Annotated in this window: 19 protein-coding genes; 9 read left to right on the forward strand and 10 right to left on the reverse strand. The window is 70.3% G+C overall.

Annotated elements, in window-relative coordinates; genetic code table 11:
• Window positions 1-149 precede the first annotated feature (149 nt).
• The 4 genes from JJB11_RS09950 to JJB11_RS09965 form a co-directional block, all read right to left on the reverse strand.
• On the reverse strand, window positions 150-1,655 hold the full coding sequence (locus tag JJB11_RS09950; protein WP_201169550.1) for a tripartite tricarboxylate transporter permease: 1,506 nt from the start codon (window positions 1,653-1,655) through the stop codon (window positions 150-152).
• Window positions 1,649-2,122, reverse strand: a complete 474-nt coding sequence (locus tag JJB11_RS09955) for a tripartite tricarboxylate transporter TctB family protein (RefSeq protein ID WP_201169553.1) — start codon at window positions 2,120-2,122, stop codon at window positions 1,649-1,651. Before JJB11_RS09955 ends, JJB11_RS09950 begins: the two co-directional genes overlap by 7 nt.
• The gene (locus JJB11_RS09960) at window positions 2,119-3,099 is read right to left on the reverse strand and encodes a tripartite tricarboxylate transporter substrate binding protein (protein WP_201169556.1); all 981 of its coding nucleotides are present in this window, start codon (window positions 3,097-3,099) and stop codon (window positions 2,119-2,121) included. Before JJB11_RS09960 ends, JJB11_RS09955 begins: the two co-directional genes overlap by 4 nt.
• 119 nt (window positions 3,100-3,218) lie before the next feature.
• Window positions 3,219-4,328, reverse strand: coding sequence for a chitosanase (locus tag JJB11_RS09965; protein ID WP_201169559.1), 1,110 nt, complete (start codon window positions 4,326-4,328; stop codon window positions 3,219-3,221).
• Window positions 4,329-4,507: 179 nt separating this feature from the next.
• On the opposite strand from JJB11_RS09965, the gene JJB11_RS09970 reads away from it, so the two are divergent.
• From JJB11_RS09970 to JJB11_RS09985, 4 genes are all read left to right on the forward strand, one after another.
• Complete coding sequence (locus JJB11_RS09970; protein WP_201169562.1) at window positions 4,508-4,690, forward strand: hypothetical protein; 183 nt, start codon at window positions 4,508-4,510, stop codon at window positions 4,688-4,690.
• Between the two features lie 76 nt (window positions 4,691-4,766).
• Window positions 4,767-5,063 (forward strand): c-type cytochrome, encoded by a 297-nt coding sequence (locus JJB11_RS09975; protein ID WP_201169566.1) that lies wholly within the window; start codon window positions 4,767-4,769, stop codon window positions 5,061-5,063.
• A gap of 81 nt (window positions 5,064-5,144) precedes the next feature.
• A complete protein-coding gene (locus JJB11_RS09980) occupies window positions 5,145-5,501 on the forward strand; it encodes a translation initiation factor Sui1 (RefSeq protein WP_201169569.1) in 357 nt (118 codons plus the stop codon).
• Between the two features lie 87 nt (window positions 5,502-5,588).
• On the forward strand, window positions 5,589-7,622 hold the full coding sequence (locus JJB11_RS09985) for a penicillin-binding protein 1A (protein ID WP_201169593.1): 2,034 nt from the start codon (window positions 5,589-5,591) through the stop codon (window positions 7,620-7,622).
• 74 nt (window positions 7,623-7,696) lie between these two features.
• On the opposite strand, the gene JJB11_RS09990 is transcribed toward JJB11_RS09985, so the two are convergent.
• The 4 genes from JJB11_RS09990 to JJB11_RS10005 all read right to left on the reverse strand — a co-directional run bounded on the left by JJB11_RS09990 (window position 7,697) and on the right by JJB11_RS10005 (window position 9,951).
• On the reverse strand, window positions 7,697-8,050 hold the full coding sequence (locus JJB11_RS09990; protein ID WP_201169595.1) for a hypothetical protein: 354 nt from the start codon (window positions 8,048-8,050) through the stop codon (window positions 7,697-7,699).
• Between the two features lie 3 nt (window positions 8,051-8,053).
• Window positions 8,054-8,416, reverse strand: a complete 363-nt coding sequence (locus JJB11_RS09995) for a DUF4148 domain-containing protein (protein WP_201169597.1) — start codon at window positions 8,414-8,416, stop codon at window positions 8,054-8,056.
• Between the two features lie 98 nt (window positions 8,417-8,514).
• Window positions 8,515-9,243, reverse strand: a complete 729-nt coding sequence (locus tag JJB11_RS10000; protein ID WP_201169600.1) for a Crp/Fnr family transcriptional regulator — start codon at window positions 9,241-9,243, stop codon at window positions 8,515-8,517.
• 105 nt (window positions 9,244-9,348) lie between these two features.
• Window positions 9,349-9,951, reverse strand: a complete 603-nt coding sequence (locus JJB11_RS10005) for a 3'-5' exonuclease (RefSeq protein ID WP_201169602.1) — start codon at window positions 9,949-9,951, stop codon at window positions 9,349-9,351.
• A 148-nt stretch (window positions 9,952-10,099) separates the two neighbouring features.
• Between JJB11_RS10005 and JJB11_RS10010 the strand changes: the two genes are divergently transcribed.
• Genes JJB11_RS10010 through JJB11_RS10020 form a run of 3 tightly spaced genes read left to right on the forward strand, consistent with a single transcriptional unit; the run spans window position 10,100 to window position 12,268 of the window.
• Window positions 10,100-10,744, forward strand: a complete 645-nt coding sequence (locus tag JJB11_RS10010; RefSeq protein WP_201169605.1) for a glutathione S-transferase family protein — start codon at window positions 10,100-10,102, stop codon at window positions 10,742-10,744.
• A gap of 40 nt (window positions 10,745-10,784) precedes the next feature.
• Window positions 10,785-11,570: a fumarylacetoacetate hydrolase family protein gene (locus JJB11_RS10015; RefSeq protein WP_201169614.1), complete on the forward strand. Its 786-nt coding sequence runs from the start codon at window positions 10,785-10,787 to the stop codon at window positions 11,568-11,570.
• Window positions 11,571-11,578: 8 nt separating this feature from the next.
• Complete coding sequence (locus JJB11_RS10020) at window positions 11,579-12,268, forward strand: transglutaminase domain-containing protein (RefSeq protein WP_201169628.1); 690 nt, start codon at window positions 11,579-11,581, stop codon at window positions 12,266-12,268.
• A 41-nt stretch (window positions 12,269-12,309) separates the two neighbouring features.
• Here JJB11_RS10020 and JJB11_RS10025 read toward each other — a convergent pair whose 3' ends face one another.
• Window positions 12,310-13,548, reverse strand: a complete 1,239-nt coding sequence (locus JJB11_RS10025) for a YbfB/YjiJ family MFS transporter (RefSeq protein WP_201169630.1) — start codon at window positions 13,546-13,548, stop codon at window positions 12,310-12,312.
• Window positions 13,549-13,610: 62 nt separating this feature from the next.
• Between JJB11_RS10025 and JJB11_RS10030 the strand changes: the two genes are divergently transcribed.
• Window positions 13,611-14,516, forward strand: a complete 906-nt coding sequence (locus JJB11_RS10030) for a hypothetical protein (RefSeq protein ID WP_201169641.1) — start codon at window positions 13,611-13,613, stop codon at window positions 14,514-14,516.
• A 37-nt stretch (window positions 14,517-14,553) separates the two neighbouring features.
• Here JJB11_RS10030 and JJB11_RS10035 read toward each other — a convergent pair whose 3' ends face one another.
• Window positions 14,554-14,988, reverse strand: coding sequence for a universal stress protein (locus tag JJB11_RS10035; protein ID WP_201169643.1), 435 nt, complete (start codon window positions 14,986-14,988; stop codon window positions 14,554-14,556).
• A gap of 169 nt (window positions 14,989-15,157) precedes the next feature.
• Here JJB11_RS10035 and JJB11_RS10040 point away from each other — a divergent pair, with 169 nt between their 5' ends.
• Window positions 15,158-15,769 carry an FHA domain-containing protein gene (locus JJB11_RS10040; protein WP_201169646.1) on the forward strand — a complete coding sequence of 204 codons (612 nt, stop codon included), beginning with the start codon at window positions 15,158-15,160 and terminating at the stop codon, window positions 15,767-15,769.
• The last annotated feature ends 6 nt before the right edge of the window (window positions 15,770-15,775 follow it).

Genomic DNA, 15,775 nt, shown 5'->3' on the forward strand with positions numbered 1-15,775 from the left:
TGGGGAGAAAAACCCAACAACCGGACGCAGAGGACGCAGAGATCTCGCAGAGGACGCAAAGGAAACCAATTCAATTTTGATTGGATGTTCTTTTGCGTCTTCTGCGCATCCTTTGCGTCCTCTGCGTCCGGTTGTTGGTTTGAAGGTTCCTACGCCGGTACAACCGGCCGCCGCCCACGCAGCAGCTTCATCACGGGCGGAGCGAACCAGACCAGGAAGGTCAGCAGCGCCAGCCCCAGTGCGATCGGCCGCACGAAGAACGCGCCGAGGTCGCCGTTGGACTTGATCATCGAGGTGATGAAGTTCTCCTCCAGCATGCCGCCCAGCACCACGCCCAGGATGGCCGGCGCGATCGGGAAGCGGTTGGCCTCCAGCACGTACGCGACGATGCCCGCCACCAGCATCACCGTGACCTCGAACAGCGAGTTGTTGATCGCGAAGGTGCCGACGATGCAGAACAGCAGGATGAGCGGCATCAGGATGTTGCGCGGTACCTGCAGGATGCGCTTGGCCACCTTGATGCACAGGATGCCCAGCGGCACCATGATGATGTTCGCCACGATGAACAGCAGGAACACGGCATAGATGTTCTGCGGGTTCGTGGTGAACAGCGTCGGTCCCGGGTTCATGTTCTTCATGTAGAGCACGCCGATCACGATCGCCGTGATCGAGTCGCCCGGGATGCCGAACACCAGCGCCGGGATCCACGCGCCCGCGAGCGCGCTGTTGTTGGCGGAGCCGGACTCCACGATGCCCTCGACGTGGCCGGTGCCGAACTTCTGCGGCTCCTTGGAGAACTTCTTGCTCATGGCGTACGACATCCACGCCGCGATGTCCGCGCCGGCACCTGGCAGGGCACCCACCAGCGTCCCGAGCGCGCTGCCGCGCAGGATCTGCACCGGGTATTTCTTGGCCAGCGCCCACTGGCCCTTCAGGACGTTGCCGACCTGCTCCACGGCGAGGACCGCGGGCGGACTGGTGTCCACCACGAAGCGGATCACCTCCGAGATCGCGAACATGCCGATCATCATGGCGATCATGCCGATGCCGCCGGTCATCTCCGCGCTGCCGAAGGTGAAGCGCGGGTAGCCCGCCGGGTTGCCGAGGCCGACGCAGGCCACCAGCAGTCCGAGCAGCAGCGTGATCACGCCCTTCAACGGCTGGTCGCTCGTGATGAACACGGCGCAGGTCAGGCCCAGCAGCACGAGCCAGAAGTACTCGAAGGAGCTGAAGCGCAGCGCCACCTCGGCGAGCACGGGTGCGGCGACGATCAGCACCACCGTGCCGAACAGGCCGCCGACCGCGGAGAACACCAGCCCGGCGCCCAGTGCCACTTCCGCCTGGCCCTTCTTCGTCATCGCGAAGGCCTCGTCGGTGTACGCGGCGGAAGCGGGCGTGCCCGGGATGCGCAGCAGGCAACCGGGCACGTCACCGGAGAAGATCGCCATCGCCGTCGCCGTGACGATGGTCGCGATCGCCGGGATCGGCGCCATGAAGAAGGTCACCGGCACCAGCAGCGCCGTCGCCATCGTCGCCGTGAGCCCGGGCACCGCGCCCACGAACAGCCCGAACAGCGACGCGAGCAGCATCGCCACGATGGTGCCCGGCGCGAACACCATCTGGAACGCCTGGAGGATCGCCGAGCCGGTCACCATGCCACCCCTTTCAGCACGCCCCAGGGCAGGGGCACGCGCAGCAGCTTGTAGAAGGCGAAGTGCACGAGCAGCGTCGCGACGATCGCCACCGCGATCGCGATGGGGACCCGCACGCGCAGCACGAGCAGCAACGCGAGCAGGACGATCGCGGCCGTGGGGAGGAATCCCAGGGGCTCGGACGCCAGGATGTAGAACACGATGGAGCCGACCAGCACCACCAGCCCCAGCACGTGGCGCGGCGAGTGCACCCAGTCGTCCCAGGTGAGCCAGGGCTGCTCCGCCCGCTGCCTGAGGCCCGTGGCCACGAGCAGCGCGCCACAGACGCACAGGCCCGCGGCGATCAGGCCCGGGAACAGCGCCGGCCCCACGGGCTGGCCCGGGATCTTGGGATAGTGCTGGATGGCCGCGAGGACCGCGGCACCCAGGAGCATCAGCAGCGCGCCGAAGACCGCGTCATTGAGCTTCACTTCGCGATGCCCACGGCCTTCATCGTGGCGCCGAGGTCCGCGTCGGACTTCGCCATGAACCGGCCGAACTCTTCCGGCCCGGCGTAGATGACGCCGAAGCCGCGGCTGGCCATGAAGTCGTGGTATTCCTTGCTGTTGGCCACCTTCTGCACGGTGGCGGCCAGCTTCGTTCGGACGTCGGCGGGAATGCCCTTGGGCGCGACGATGCCGCGCCACGCGGCGGTGGTCCAGTCGCTGCCGATCGCCTGCTTGAGGGTGGGCACTTGGGGGTACAGCGCCGCGGGCTTGTCGTTCATGATCGCGAGGCTCTTCACCTTGCCCGCATCGATCAGCGAGCGCGCCTCGGGCAGCGACACCGGCGCGATGTCGATGCCGCCGGCCACCATGTCCTGCAGTCCGGGCGCAGCGCCGTTGCTGGGCACCCAGGACACCGAGGCCGGATCGATCTTCTGGTCGCGCAGCAGGCCCGCGAGCGCGAGGTGCCAGATGCCGCCCTGGCCGGTGCCGGAGGCCTTGAACTTGCCGGGGTTCGCCTTGATGGCGGCCAGCAGTTCCTTGATGTCCTTGTACGGCGCGTCCGCGCGTACCTGCACGCCGGCGGGATCGGCGTTCACCAGGCCGATCGGCGTGTACGACGCGCCGGAGAGCTCGGTCAGTCCCTGCCAGTGCATCATGCTGATCTCCACCGTCGCGAGGCCGATGGTGTAGCCGTCGGCCGGAGCCGATGCGATGGCCGAATGTCCCACCACGCCGCTGCCGCCGGTGCGGTTGACCACGTTCACCGGCTGGCCGAGCTCCTTTTCCATGAGGCTGCCGAGGATGCGGGCGGTCGCGTCGGTGCCGCCGCCGGCGCCCCAGGGCACGATGAGCGTGATCGGGCGCGTCGGATAGGTCTGCGCGCTGGCGGGCAGGGCCGCCGCGAGGGCGAGCGCGGCGACGGTGCCTGCGATGAGCAGGCGGCGGGTAGCACGGGTCATGCGTCGGTCTCCTTGGCGTCGCATCGAGGTGGGCGACTGCGGGCCAATCTACGCCGGCGCGCGGCGCGGCGTGCTAGGGAGAACCCACTGGACGGCGCGGCGCGCAGGCGCCACTGCCCTCAGGCGTTCAGGGCAAGGAGGCGCTGGAGGGTCGCCGCATCGGCGACGGCCGTCTCCGGCAGCTCGTTGCCGCGCTGGAACGCGCGCACCAGCTGCGCCGATGCGTTGCCGAAGATGCCGTCGGCGCGCACGTCGCAGCCCTGGTCGGACAGCGCGAGCTGCACCAGCCGCACGTCGAGCCCGCGCTGCAGCGGCGCCTGCACGCTCAGCACGCGCGTGCCGGGCTGCGGCCCGTCGTAGCACCCGGGCGGCAGGGCCGCCAGCGAGGCGAGCGATATTTCGGCGCCACGCACCACGAGGGGCAAGGCCAGTCCCCAGGCGTCCTGCGCGATCAGGCGCTGGAACGCATCCATGCGGTACACCGTCTGCCGCAGCAGCGCATTGGGGTGGGTCGCGAGCCAGTCGCGCCGCGTGCGCACGTAGCGCTGGATCCATTCCGGTTCGCCGAGCTGCTGCACCGTGCCGTCGGCCATCGTGCGGTCGCGCAGCAGCGCCCACGAGCCGTGCACCCAGCTGTCGTAGACGACCGCCACGCCCAGCGGGGAACGGATGCCCAGGCGCGTCGCCGCGCGCAGCGCCGGGTTCCAGTACGCGTCGTCGAAGAACGCGTCCTGCACGTCGCGCATCACCGGATCGTCGGCACTGGCGCGCAGCACGTTGTGCAGTTTCAGGTCCGTGTCGGCCGCGGCGCTGCGCGCGGCGAGTGCCGGCAACCATGCGCGCAGCCGCTCCCCGAAGCGCGCGCCGACGGTGTTGCAGTAGCGCTCGACCAGCACGTGCAGGTTGCCCGAGCCCAGCGTCGTCTGCGCACGCCCATAGGTGAGCCGGCCGGTGTCGCCCGGCAGGTTGGTGACCTGGCTGTAATCGCCGCGCACGCTGCCGGTTTCGAACAGGTTGACGATGCCCTTGGCGGCCTGTGCCTGCGTCGCCGGAATGGCGGGCAGGGCGGTGGCGACGGGCACGTCGGGCGGCGCATAGCGCAGCACGCAGTAGCCGGGCAGCGACGGGTCTTCGCGGCAGTCGACCACGTGGTGGCCCGTGCCTTCCAGGTCCTGCCTGCGTTCGGTGCAATCGCTGCACGCGATGGTGGTGCTCAGAACGTCGGTCATGGCATCTCCCTGCAAACGTGAACCCAGGATAGGTGAGCCAGGCGCATCCGCCATCGGCCGGATTGGGTAAGGGCAGGCGCGCTGGCCTTGCCACCCCGAAAGGGCGAGGCAGTCCGTCCAACGCGATGCTAAGTTGACTGGCATGCGCGGTGATCGCCGCGCGCCGGAAGGAGCACCCCATGGACCACCTGCATCAGACGCTTTGGGCGCAGGGCCTCACGCTGGCCCTGGGTGCCTACACGCAGGCATCGGATGCCTACGCCCACGACGCCCTGGTGAACTCGGTGGCGCTGTGGGCCGTGTTGATCGCCGCCGGACTGGTGTTGCTGGAATGGGTGGTGGCGCGCCGGGCAAGGGGCTGAGTTGACGCAGCGCAAGGGCGCCGACCGGGCGCTGCCTAGCATGGGGCAACCAAAGACGAGGCGTTCCATGCGTTCGATGCGTTCCATCCTCCTGGTCCCGAGCCTGCTCGCCGCCAGCCTGTGCGCGCACGCGCAGGCGCAGGCCCCGAGCCGCGGCGAATTGCTGTACAGCACGCATTGCGTGGGCTGCCACACCACGCAGATGCACTGGCGCGACCGGCGCCTCGCGCGCGACTGGGGCTCGCTGAAGGCGCAGGTGCGGCATTTCCAGGACGTCGCCTACCTGCGCTGGAGCGAGGATGACATCGATGCCGTCGCGCATTACCTGAACGACACCATCTACCGTTTCCCCGAGACGCAGACGCGCCGCTGAGGCGCCCACGGCCATGCGCGCAGCCGAGCGCGCGTACAGCCATGGCCGGGCTCCTCGAGCGGTGCCCGGTAAAATGCCCTGATGCGACACAGCGGGGGCGGCCTCGTCTACTCCACCGAAAGCGGACGGATGTGCCCGGCCTGCCGGCAGCCGGTGGCCCGCTGCACGTGCAAGCAGGCTGCGTCGGTGCCTGCGGGCGACGGCATCGTGCGCGTGCAGCGCGAGACCAAGGGCCGCGGGGGCAAGGCCGTCACGGTGCTGCGGGGGCTGCCGCTGGAAGCCGCGGCCCTCGCGAAGCTGGGCCAGGAACTCAAGGCCGCCTGCGGCAGCGGCGGCACCGTCAAGGACGGCGTCGTCGAAGTGCAGGGCGACCATGTCGACAAGGCGATGGCGTGGCTGCAGCAGCGCGGCTTTCGCGTGAAGCGCGCCGGCGGCTAGTCACAAGGCCTTACGCAATCTGCTGAACGGGGGGATCGTCCCGGTGTCCTACATTGCTCATCCGAAAGCGCTAGTGGATTTCCTCGCATGACACCGGTCCTCGCCCGGGCCCGCGCCTGGGCTGGCTATCATTGGCAGCGGGCCAGCGCGCTGGCGCGCCGCCACCCTTTCCGCACTGCGCTGATCCTGCCCGCGTTGCTGCTGGGCTATGTGCTGGTCCTGATCCCGTTCACTCCGAGCACCGCCGACCTGCGCAAGGCGCGCTCGGAAGTGCCGTCGGTGGTGATGTCCTCCGACGGCGTCGTGCTGGCGGAGTTCAAGCGCGTCAACCGCGAGTGGGTGCCGCTGTCGCAGATCGCCAAGCCCGTGGTCGACGCGCTGATCGCCACGGAGGACCGGCGCTTCTACCAGCACCACGGCATCGACCTGCGGCGCACGGCCGGGGCGGCGCTGAACACCTTGCGCGGCCGCCGCGAGGGCGGCTCGACCATCACGCAACAGCTCGCGCGCAACCTGTATCCCGAGGAGATCGGCCATTCCATGTCGCTCACGCGCAAGGCGCGCGAGGCGATCACGGCGCTGAAGATCGAGTCCGTGTATTCCAAGGACGAGATCCTCGAGACCTACCTGAACACGGTGCCGTTCCTCTACAACGCGTTCGGCATCGAGATGGCGGCGCGCACGTACTTCGACAAGTCGGCCAAGCAGCTGGACGTGCTGGAGAGCGCGACCCTGATCGGCATGCTCAAGGGCACGGCCTACTACAACCCCGTGCTCAATCCTGAGCGCGCGCGCGAGCGGCGCAACACGGTGCTCGCGCAGATGGTCAAGGCCGGCAAACTCGATGCCAAGCGCGCCGAGCAGCTCGCCGCGCGGCCGCTGCGCGTGGACTTCGAGCGGCAGGACCCGCAGCTGGGCATCGCTCCGCACGCCACGCAGCAGGTGAAGAAATGGCTGATCGCGTGGGCCGATCGCGAGGACTACGACATCTACGCCGACGGCCTGGTGATCCGCACGACCATCGACTCGCGCCTGCAGAAGGCCGCGAACACCGCGGTGCAGAAGCACCTGCACCAGCTGCAGGACCTCGCCGACCGCAGCCGGCGTCGCGGCGAGGACAAGCCGGTGCTGCAGGCGGGCTTCCTCGCCATCGACCCGCGCAGCAACCAGGTCAAGGCTTGGGTGGGCAGCGCGGACTATGCGCAGGAACAGTTCGACCACGTGTACCAGGCGCGGCGCCAGCCGGGCTCCACCTTCAAGCCCTTCGTGTACGGCGCGGCGTTCTCCGACGGCATGTCGCCGGACGACACCTTCCCCGATCAGGCCGTGACCATCCGCGACCGCGGCGGCGCGGTCTGGAGCCCGGGCGACCCCGAGCCGCCCACGGGCCAGCCCATGACGCTGCGCGAGGGGCTCGCGCAGTCGCGCAACCGGATCACCGCGCAGGTGATGCAGCACGTCGGCCCGGCCAAGGTGGCCGAGCTCGCGTGGCGCCTGGGCGTGCGCGAGAGCAAACTGGATGCGGTGCCATCCCTGGCGCTCGGCACCAGCCCGGTGACGCTGCGCGAGATGGTGACGGCCTACGGCACGCTGGCCAACAACGGGCAGTATCTCGGCCAGCCGCAACTGATCGTCCGCGTGGACAACCGCAGCGGCCACACGCTGGCCCTGGTCACCCGGCCGAAACCGGAGGAAGCGCTGCCCAAGCCGCGCGCGCTGCAGCTCGTCAACGTCATGCGCGGTGTGATCGACGAAGGCACGGGCAGCGCGATCCGCACGCGCTGGGGCATCCAGGCCGACGTGGCCGGCAAGACAGGCACCACGCAGGACGACACGGATGGCTGGTTCATCCTGATGCATCCGCAGCTGGTCGTCGGCGCCTGGGTCGGCTTCAACGACAACCACGCCACGATGGGCGACAGCTGGGGGCAGGGCGCGCGCAGCGCACTGCCCATCGTGGCCGACTTCTTCGTGCAGGCGCTGCGCCAGCGCGCGGCCGACCCGCGGGTGGAGTTCGACATCCCGCGGCCGCGGCCGAAGCCGCGCGAGCCGCAGCCGGGTGACCCGGTGCAGGAGATCGTGAACGACCTGCTGGGCCGGCTGATCCGGATGATCCAGTAGGGCCGCGGCGGGTCCCGAATGCGCGCCGGGCCGGACCGCATGGCAGCGGGCCGGCCCGGCGTTCGCTTTCTCGGTCAGTCGCCGTCGTCGTCTTCACCGTGGCCGGCCTCCAGGCGTGCCAGCATCAGCAGGCCGCCCAGCACCAGCAGCGTCTTGAGGAACGCGAGCGTCTCCGAAACCGGCGCCTGCCGCGGCAGCATCCAGTACTTCTGCAGCACCGGGCTGGTCGCGAGCAGGGCCGCTGCCAGCACGCTGGTCCAGCCGGTATGCTGCAGCGCGAACTGCGCGATGGCGACTCCCAGTCCGGCTGCGAGGACCACGACCAGGCACAGCACCGGCAGCGGGGCGCCGGCGGCGTGCACGAAGCCGAGGAGTCCCCACAGCACGGGCACGGCAGCCAGGCGCAAGGGCGAGGCGGTCGGCCGCATGGCTCATTCCCCTTGCGCCCGCTCCATCACGGCGAGCTCGGTGCTGTGGTCGCGCCGCGCGGCGACGCGCGTGAGGTAGGCGGAGCCGCTGTCCTCGGCATCGAGCGCCGCGACTTCGTTGCGCGAGGCCAGGTAGGCCGCGGTGACCTCGGCACGCGTCTTCGTGCTGTGGACCTGCGCCAGCTGGTTGTAGTCGTCGGCCCAGGGGTTCACGCCCGAGGCCTGGAACGCCTTCAGCTCCGCCATCACCTGGGCGCGGCTCGCGGTGGAGACGAAGGGCGTCGGGTCGATGGTGATGTCGTCGGCGAACGCGGTGCCGATGGACGCGGAAGCGAAGCACAGGGCGAGAGCGAAATTGCGGTTCATGGCTTTCTCCATCAAGGTTGCAGTCGTGTGTCGGGGGCGGGGGTCTCGCCTTGCCGACCCAGTCATGATGGAGAACAGGTCGCAGCAGCGCTGTGCGCTTACGCACCTGATTTTGCAAGTGGCTCGCGTGCGCCTTCGGCCATGCGTTGCAGGCGCAGCAGGTCGCGCACGACCAGCGCGCCGCCGTCGCGCACCAGCACACCCGCCTTCGCGAGCGCCGAGAGCTCGCGCGTGACCTGTTCGCGATAGGTGCTCACGCGGTTCGCGAGTTCGACGTGCTTCGGGACGGGTTCGATGCGCAGCTCGCGCCCTGCGGCGCCCTCGCTGCTGCGCGCGATCCGCAGCAGCTCCATGCACACGCGCTGCTGCACGCTCAGCGTGCTCAGTTCCAGGACGCGGTCGACCAGTCCGCGCGCGAGATCGGCCAGGCGCACCAGCACGCGTTCGTTGACGATCCACTCCTGGCGCAGCAGCTCGCGGAAAGCGGCGGGCGGCATGGAGGCGAGCAGGCCCGGCGTGAGCGCCACCACGTCGGCGGAGCGCGGGCGACCGTCGATGGCGGCGAGCTCGCCGAAGGAGGTGCCTGCCGCCAGTTCGCGGAAGCTGGTCTCGCGCCCGGCGGACGAATAGGTGGTCACGCGCACGGTGCCGGCGATGATGAAATGCAGGTCGCGGTCGCCGTCCTCGCGGCCCACGAGCCGCTGGCCCGCCTCGTACGGCCGCCATGCGCACTGCCGCCCTATCGCGTCGAGCCGCGCCGTGTCCAGGCCCTGCAGCAGGTCGATCTGGCGCAGGCCCAGGCTGGAAGTCTGCATCGAGGAGGCCATCGCGGCCCACTCTAGTCACTCGCGTGCAGGCGGGCAAGCTGCCGACCGGGAGAGGCGGGCAAGAAGGTAGGCTGGGGTGACGCAGGAACCCCGGCGATGGATGCCTCAGGCGACGGGGCCGAGTTCCAGTGCTTCGTACACGCGCAGCGCCGCCCAGGCGTCGTTCGCCGCGTAGAGCAGCTGCGCGGGGCTCAGCCGCTTCTGGGCCCAGTTGGAGGTCGCCGCCCGCTTGGACTTGAGGTAGCGCTGCCCGAACAGCACAGCCACCGCGGCCTTCGTCCCCATCTGGCGCCGGTAGCCGCGGTGGCGGAACACGGTGTCGAGGTCCAGCACGTCCTGCGGCTCCACGCCGAGCTTGGCGTTGATGCGGCGCTTGTCGTCGTGCAGCCCGAAGCCTGCCTTGACGATGCCACGGCGCGCGAGCAGGGCGCCGGCCACCTCGCGGCAGCCCGCTTCGTGCAGCTGGAAGATGAACACGGCCTCGCGCGTCGCCAGCTGGATGACGTGCGGCCCTTCGGACGCGACGCCCGCCTGGAAGGTGGGGCGCGACTCCGTGTCGAAGCCCCACACGGGCGCGAGCGCCAGCGCGTCGGCGGCCAGCTCCGCGTCGTGGCTGGTCGCGACCACCGCGATGCGGTCGAGGCCGATGCGCTCGAACGGTTCGAGTGCCGCGATCTCCTCCGGGCTCGGCATGGGGGGCGCTTGCATGCGGGGAGCATAGCGGCTGTCCGCCGCGGGACGGGCAAGGCGCGCAAACCCCTGGGGGGCGGCGGATCGGGGCGACAATGTCGGCCTGCAACGGTGCATGCGCTCGAGGGGCGCTGGCGCCACGACCGAACGAACCACAAGGACGACCATGATCACGCTGCACGGCTTCCCGGCCAGCAATTACTACAACAAGGTCAAGCTCGCGCTGCTGGAGAAGGGGATTCCCTTCGAGGAGCGCAGCGTCACGCTGAAGGACAAGCCGCCCTCCATGCTGGAGGATTCGCCGCTGGGCAAGATCCCCTTCATCACCTGCGAGCACGGCCCGCTGTGCGAAAGCCAGGCGATCCTGGAGTACCTCGAAAGCGCGTATCCCGGCACGCCCCTGCTGCCCAGGGACCCGTTCGCCGCAGCCAAGGTGCGCGAGCTGGTGACCTTCCTCGACTGGCACCTCGAGATGGCCGTGCGCCAGCTGTATGGCGCGGCCTTCTTCGGCGCGCCGCCGCTCAGCGAAAGCAATCTCGCGCGCATCCGCGGCGAGATCGAGCAGAAGCTCGCGGGCGTCCAGCGCCTGCTGAAGCTGGCGCCCTACGCCGCAGGTGACACGTTCACCATGGCGGACTGCAGCGCCTTCGTGGACCTGCCGCTCGCCGGCATGGCGACCAAGGCGGTGTTCGGCGAGGACCTGCTGCTGGCCCACGGCCTCGACTACAAGCCCTACGTCAAGTTCCTCGCGGAGCGGCCCGCGGCCCAGAAGGTGGTGGCCGACCGCAAGGCCGCCACTGCGAAGGCCTGAGCCGGGATGGGGGAGTCGCCGGCACGCTAAGCTGCGGGCCGTGACACCCGAACTCCTGCTCCGCCATTCCGACGAGGCCACCTTGTGGCCGGCCGGCTGCGGGCTCGGCGTGGCCGAGGCGTACGAGCGCGCGCTGAGCGTGCGCGAGCTGCGCCTGGGCCGCGGCGAGCAGCCGCGCGGCTACAAGGTCGGCTTCACCAACCGCACGATCTGGGAACGCTACGGCGTCCACGCGCCCATCTGGGGCACGGTGTGGAACACCACGCTGAGCTTCTGCGAGGGCGAGGGCGAGCTGTCGCTGGCCGGCACCTGCCAGCCACGCATCGAGCCCGAGTGCGCGTTCGGCCTGAAGGCCACGCCACCCGCGCGCGCCGGCCTGGACGCGCTGCTCGCCTGCATCGAGTGGATCGCGCCGGGCTTCGAGATCGTGCAGTCGCACATGCCGGACTGGAAGTTCCAGGCCGCCGACACCGTGGCCGACAGCGGCCTGCACGCGCGCCTGCTGGTCGGGCCGCGCCGGCCGGTCGCGGATCTCCCCCGGGATGGCGGCGCCTTCGATGCGCAACTCGCTGCCTTGCGCGTGACGCTCACGCGCAACGGCGAACGCATCGATGCCGGCGTGGGCAGCAACGTGCTCGATGGCCCGCTGCATGCGCTCGCGCATTTCGTGGCCGCCTTGCGCGACTGCCCCGGTGCGCCCGACCTGCAACCCGGCGACGTGGTCACCACCGGCACCTGGACCGACGCGTGGCCCGTCCAGCGCGGCGAACGCTGGCAGGCCGACTTTCCCGCGCCGCTCGCGCCGCTTTCCGTGCAATTTGTCTGACCAACCCAATGAATCCAGCTCTTCCCGAAGATTGCCTCGCCGCCACCCCGCTGGTGGACAGCACGCATCCCGCCGTGCTTGCCTTCGCGCAGGCCCACGCCATCGGCGCGACCCCGCGCGAGCAGGCCGTCTCGCTGTACTACGCGGTGCGTGACCGCATCCGCTACGACCCTTACCGCATCGACCTCGGTTCCGAGGGCATGCGCGCGAGCACCGCGCTCGCGCTCGGTTACGGCTGGTGCGTGACGAAGGCGGCCCTGCTGGCCGCGGCCGCGCGTGCGGCGGGCATCCCGGCGCGCGTGGGCTTTGCGGACGTGCGCAACCACCTCTCCACGCAGCGCATGCGCGAGACGATGACCACCGACGTGTTCATCTGGCACGGCTACACCGAGCTGTGGCTGGACGGGCAGTGGCGCAAGGCGACGCCGGCGTTCAACGTGGAGCTGTGCGATCGCTTCGACCTGCTGCCGCTGGAGTTCGACGGCGTGGCCGATTCGATCTACCACCCGTTCGACAAGAGCGGGCAGCGGCACATGGAGTACCTGCGCGAGCGCGGCAGCTTCGCCGAGGTGCCGCTGGCGCGCATCGTCGCGGACTTCCGCGAGGTCTATCCGCGCTGGCTGCAGTCGGCCGGCGTGCGCATCGGGCTGCACGACGCGGATTTCCTGGCCGACGTGGAGCGCGAACCCCAGCCTTAGCAGGCGAGCGGCTGTCGACACCCGCCTGCAGGGACGCGCGTTCAACGCCCGCCCAGCGGGACCTTGCGTGCCAGCACGAGATAGATCACTGCGCCCAGCACCAGCAGGCCGGAGGCGATCCACAGCGAAACGGTGAACCCTTGCGCGGGGCTGGCGCTGCGCGCCACCAGCGCCGTCGCGAGCGGCGGGCCCGCGATCTGCCCGAGGCCGTACAAGGCCGTGAGCAGGCCCATGTAGGGCGTGGCGTGCAGCGGGCGCACGCGCCGGACTTCCTGCATGGCGAAGAAGGTGATTGCTGTGAAGGGTAGTCCCAGCAGGAAGCTGCCGAGGCCGAAGCCGGCCAGGGTCGGGCTCACGAGGCTGGCGGCGACGCCGACGGCCTGGATCGCGTAGCAGCCCGCGAGACGCAGGCGCAGGTCGCCGCCCGCGGACATGCGGGACGCGAGGATCGCGCCCAGCATCACGCCCACGCCGAACAAGGGCCAGAACAGGTCCAGCCAGGGCGATCCGGGCAAGGCCTGCCGCGCGATCACGGGCAGGAAGGTGGCGGTGACGATGTAGCCGATGCCCGCGAGCCCGTACGCGAAAGCCAGGGCGCTGATCCCCGCGCGGCCCATGCCGGCGGACCCCGGTGCGGAGTCGTCGCTCGCCGCCGCCACCGGCGCTGTGGCCACGCCGCGTCGCGTGTCGAACGCGCGCCACACCGTCGCACTCAGCAGCGCAGCGAGCACGGCAAAGGTGAACCAGCCGGCTTCGGCCGTGCTGCCGCGTGCGACCAGCACGCTGGCCGCGAGCCCGCTCGCCACGATGCCGCCGCCCGGTCCGACGTAGATCAGCGCGCCCATGGCCGGCACGCCGCGGCGCGCGAGTTGCTCCAGGCACCACCCGGACGTGTAGAGGAACACGATCGCGCTCGCGACGCCGGCGGCGAAGCGCAGCCACGGCCACAGCGGCGGTACGTCCCAGGCCATGCCGAGCGTCAGCAAGGTCGTGGCGACCAGTCCGCCGCGCACCCAGCGCGGCCCGTCGATGGCGACGCTGCGGCCAAGGCGGCGGGCGATCCAGGGCTGGAAGGTACAGGCCAGGGCGCCGACCAGGTAGCCGAAGTAGTTCGCGCTGGCGAGCAGGCTCGCGCCCGCGAGGTCCACTGCATGCTCGGCCAGCATGAGCGGCAGCAAGGGCGTGAACGCGAAGCGGCCGATTCCCATGGCCACCGCCAGTGCGACGAGGCCGGCAAAAGCCAGGGCGAGGGCAGAGGGTGGCGCGGCGCGTTCGGTCATCGGGCGCGCAGTGTCGCACGACGCCGCGGCGGCCGCCCGGCAGGCCCGGTACCATCCCGGGCATGAAAATCATGCTCGCGCTGCGCCCGTGCAGCCCGGGGCTGGCACGCCGCCTGGGAGCGGACGAGGCCCTCGCCAAGGCGCTCGGCGCCAAGCCCAACCCCGCCGTCGGCTTCCTCTTCCCGCGCTTCTTCGACGCCGCGGGCCCGGTGCTACCGCGCCTGCTGGCGCTCGCCGAGGGCGAGCCCGTGGGCTTCGTGCGCGAGCTGCGCTGCAGTCCCGCGGAGCTGCAGGCCTGCACGCATTTCGAGGCGGTCTGTCGTGCCACGATCGGGCAGACGCGGGCCGATTCCAAAGCCACCATGGCGGCCTACCACCAGGATGCCCTGCATCCGACGGCGAGCCGCTGGGCCGTGCGGCTGCCGCAGCGCATCTTCCTGAGCAAGCCCGTGGCCGCCGACGCGCTGGGGCACGTGGACGAATGGACCGGCGAATACGTTCTGGGTCCGCAGCTGGCCGACGCCCTGGCGGCGAGCGGGCTCACGGGCTTCGAGTTGCGCCCGGTCCTGCACCACAAGACCGGCGAGGCGCACGAGGAGGGCGGCCGGCACCTGGTCGCGCGCACGCTGCTGCCGCCGGCGCTGGAGGATGCCACCACCTACGAAACGTTCGACGAAGGGCCGCGCCAGCCGTCCACGCCGCGGCGCTATGGCCTGCTCAGTTATGCCAAGGGTGCGCTGGAACAAAGCCCGGACCTCGCGCGGACCGCGGAGCCCTGGGGCAGCTGGCGCACGCCGGTGTGGATCCTGCGCCAGCCCGCGCGCGACTGGTTCGAGCAGCGGCAGGCGCGCGGCTGGCGCTTCCAGCCGGTGCTCGCGGCCGGCAGCGCCCTGCATGCGGAGCACACCCAGCGCTGGGAGGACCTGCTCGGCCAGCTCCGCGCAGCGGGCGCCAGCGTGCAGGCCTGAGAAGGTGTGAACGAATTGCTCACACCCACGCGAGCCTTCAGCGCGCGACGAGCACGGGCACGGGCGATTCGGCCACCACCTTGGTAGCGACGCTGCCCAGCATCAGCCGGGCGATCCCGGTGCGGCCGTGCGACCCGATCACCACGAGGTCGGCCTCGGTCTGCCGCGCCGATTGCACGACGCCGTTGGCCGCCCCGATGTCCTCGGCCAGCCGCGTCTGGCAGGGAATGCCCGCCTTCTCGCAGAGGTCCAGCACCTTCGCGTGGGCGGCGGCGCCGTGCTCCAGTGCGGCCGACATGTAGGCCTGGAAACCGAGCGGGTTGGATTCGCCGATGCCCAGGTAGGGGTACGGATCGACGACGTACAGCGCGGTGAGTTGCGCGCCGTGCAGCTTGGCGAGGTCGACGGCGAGGCGGGCGGCGTGCTCGGACGCGGCGGAGCCGTCGGTGGCGAGAAGGATGCGTTTGAACATGGCAGGCTCCGGTAGTGATGCGTGGAACCATGCTGCGCTTCGCGGGACGCCCCTCGCTTGACGTGCGTCAAGCGTGCACGACCTGCTCCCCATGGGCGGGTCGGTCCGCTTGAAGCCCCTCGGCCGCGCGGTTAGCATGAGCTGCCGCACGCCGCGGCGTGGAGACGGAATGCCGCAGTTGATCGCCACCGTGAAGGGCGTCGAAGTCAAGCACGTGTACCTGCACAAGGACCGGACCACCCTGGGCCGCAAGCCGAACAACGACATCGTGCTGGACACCATGGTGGTGAGCGGCCAGCACTGCGCGTTCGACCTGGTCGGCGTCGCCGACGTGTACCTGCAGGACCTGGGCAGCACCAACGGCACCTACGTCAACGACCGCATGGTCAAGGAACGCACGCGCCTGCAGGACGGCGACATGATCGCCATCGGCCCCTACCGCATCCGGTACCTGCAGGCGAGCGAGGAGCCCAGCACCTTCGGCGGCACCCAGTCCTTCATGCCCGATGCGCCGCAGCTGCATGCGAGCTTCACCGTGGAGACCGGCACTTCCGCCGGCCTGGAAGTGCCGGTTGTCAAGGCCGTCACGACCTTCGGCAAGCCTGGCGTGTCGGTCGTCTCGGTCGCCCACCGCCGCGGCGGCTTTTTCGTCACACACCTGGGGGGCACCAACGCGCCCCTGCTCAATGGTGAGGCGATGGGGGGCGACCCCGTGATGTTGTCGGATCAGGACGTCCTGGAGCTCGCCGGCACCCGGATGCGGTTCCATTTGCGGGAATGAAGGCAC

The sequence above is a fragment of the Ramlibacter ginsenosidimutans genome, assembly GCF_016654015.1.
Classification (GTDB): domain Bacteria; phylum Pseudomonadota; class Gammaproteobacteria; order Burkholderiales; family Burkholderiaceae_C; genus Ramlibacter; species Ramlibacter ginsenosidimutans.

What these genes read in the sequence shown, in the direction of transcription:
- JJB11_RS10000 (WP_201169600.1), bottom strand. Translation starts at nt 9,243, where the DNA reads ATGGCCTCCTCGATGCAGACTTCCAGCCTGGGCCTGCGCCAGATCGAC.
- JJB11_RS09960 (WP_201169556.1), bottom strand. Translation starts at nt 3,099, where the DNA reads ATGACCCGTGCTACCCGCCGCCTGCTCATCGCAGGCACCGTCGCCGCG.
- JJB11_RS09975 (WP_201169566.1), top strand. Translation starts at nt 4,767, where the DNA reads ATGCGTTCCATCCTCCTGGTCCCGAGCCTGCTCGCCGCCAGCCTGTGC.
- JJB11_RS10005 (WP_201169602.1), bottom strand. Translation starts at nt 9,951, where the DNA reads ATGCAAGCGCCCCCCATGCCGAGCCCGGAGGAGATCGCGGCACTCGAA.
- JJB11_RS09965 (WP_201169559.1), bottom strand. Translation starts at nt 4,328, where the DNA reads ATGACCGACGTTCTGAGCACCACCATCGCGTGCAGCGATTGCACCGAA.
- JJB11_RS09970 (WP_201169562.1), top strand. Translation starts at nt 4,508, where the DNA reads ATGGACCACCTGCATCAGACGCTTTGGGCGCAGGGCCTCACGCTGGCC.
- JJB11_RS10030 (WP_201169641.1), top strand. Translation starts at nt 13,611, where the DNA reads ATGAAAATCATGCTCGCGCTGCGCCCGTGCAGCCCGGGGCTGGCACGC.
- JJB11_RS09985 (WP_201169593.1), top strand. Translation starts at nt 5,589, where the DNA reads ATGACACCGGTCCTCGCCCGGGCCCGCGCCTGGGCTGGCTATCATTGG.
- JJB11_RS10040 (WP_201169646.1), top strand. Translation starts at nt 15,158, where the DNA reads ATGCCGCAGTTGATCGCCACCGTGAAGGGCGTCGAAGTCAAGCACGTG.
- JJB11_RS10035 (WP_201169643.1), bottom strand. Translation starts at nt 14,988, where the DNA reads ATGTTCAAACGCATCCTTCTCGCCACCGACGGCTCCGCCGCGTCCGAG.
- JJB11_RS09950 (WP_201169550.1), bottom strand. Translation starts at nt 1,655, where the DNA reads ATGGTGACCGGCTCGGCGATCCTCCAGGCGTTCCAGATGGTGTTCGCG.
- JJB11_RS10020 (WP_201169628.1), top strand. Translation starts at nt 11,579, where the DNA reads ATGAATCCAGCTCTTCCCGAAGATTGCCTCGCCGCCACCCCGCTGGTG.
- JJB11_RS09995 (WP_201169597.1), bottom strand. Translation starts at nt 8,416, where the DNA reads ATGAACCGCAATTTCGCTCTCGCCCTGTGCTTCGCTTCCGCGTCCATC.
- JJB11_RS10010 (WP_201169605.1), top strand. Translation starts at nt 10,100, where the DNA reads ATGATCACGCTGCACGGCTTCCCGGCCAGCAATTACTACAACAAGGTC.
- JJB11_RS09980 (WP_201169569.1), top strand. Translation starts at nt 5,145, where the DNA reads ATGCGACACAGCGGGGGCGGCCTCGTCTACTCCACCGAAAGCGGACGG.
- JJB11_RS09990 (WP_201169595.1), bottom strand. Translation starts at nt 8,050, where the DNA reads ATGCGGCCGACCGCCTCGCCCTTGCGCCTGGCTGCCGTGCCCGTGCTG.
- JJB11_RS10025 (WP_201169630.1), bottom strand. Translation starts at nt 13,548, where the DNA reads ATGACCGAACGCGCCGCGCCACCCTCTGCCCTCGCCCTGGCTTTTGCC.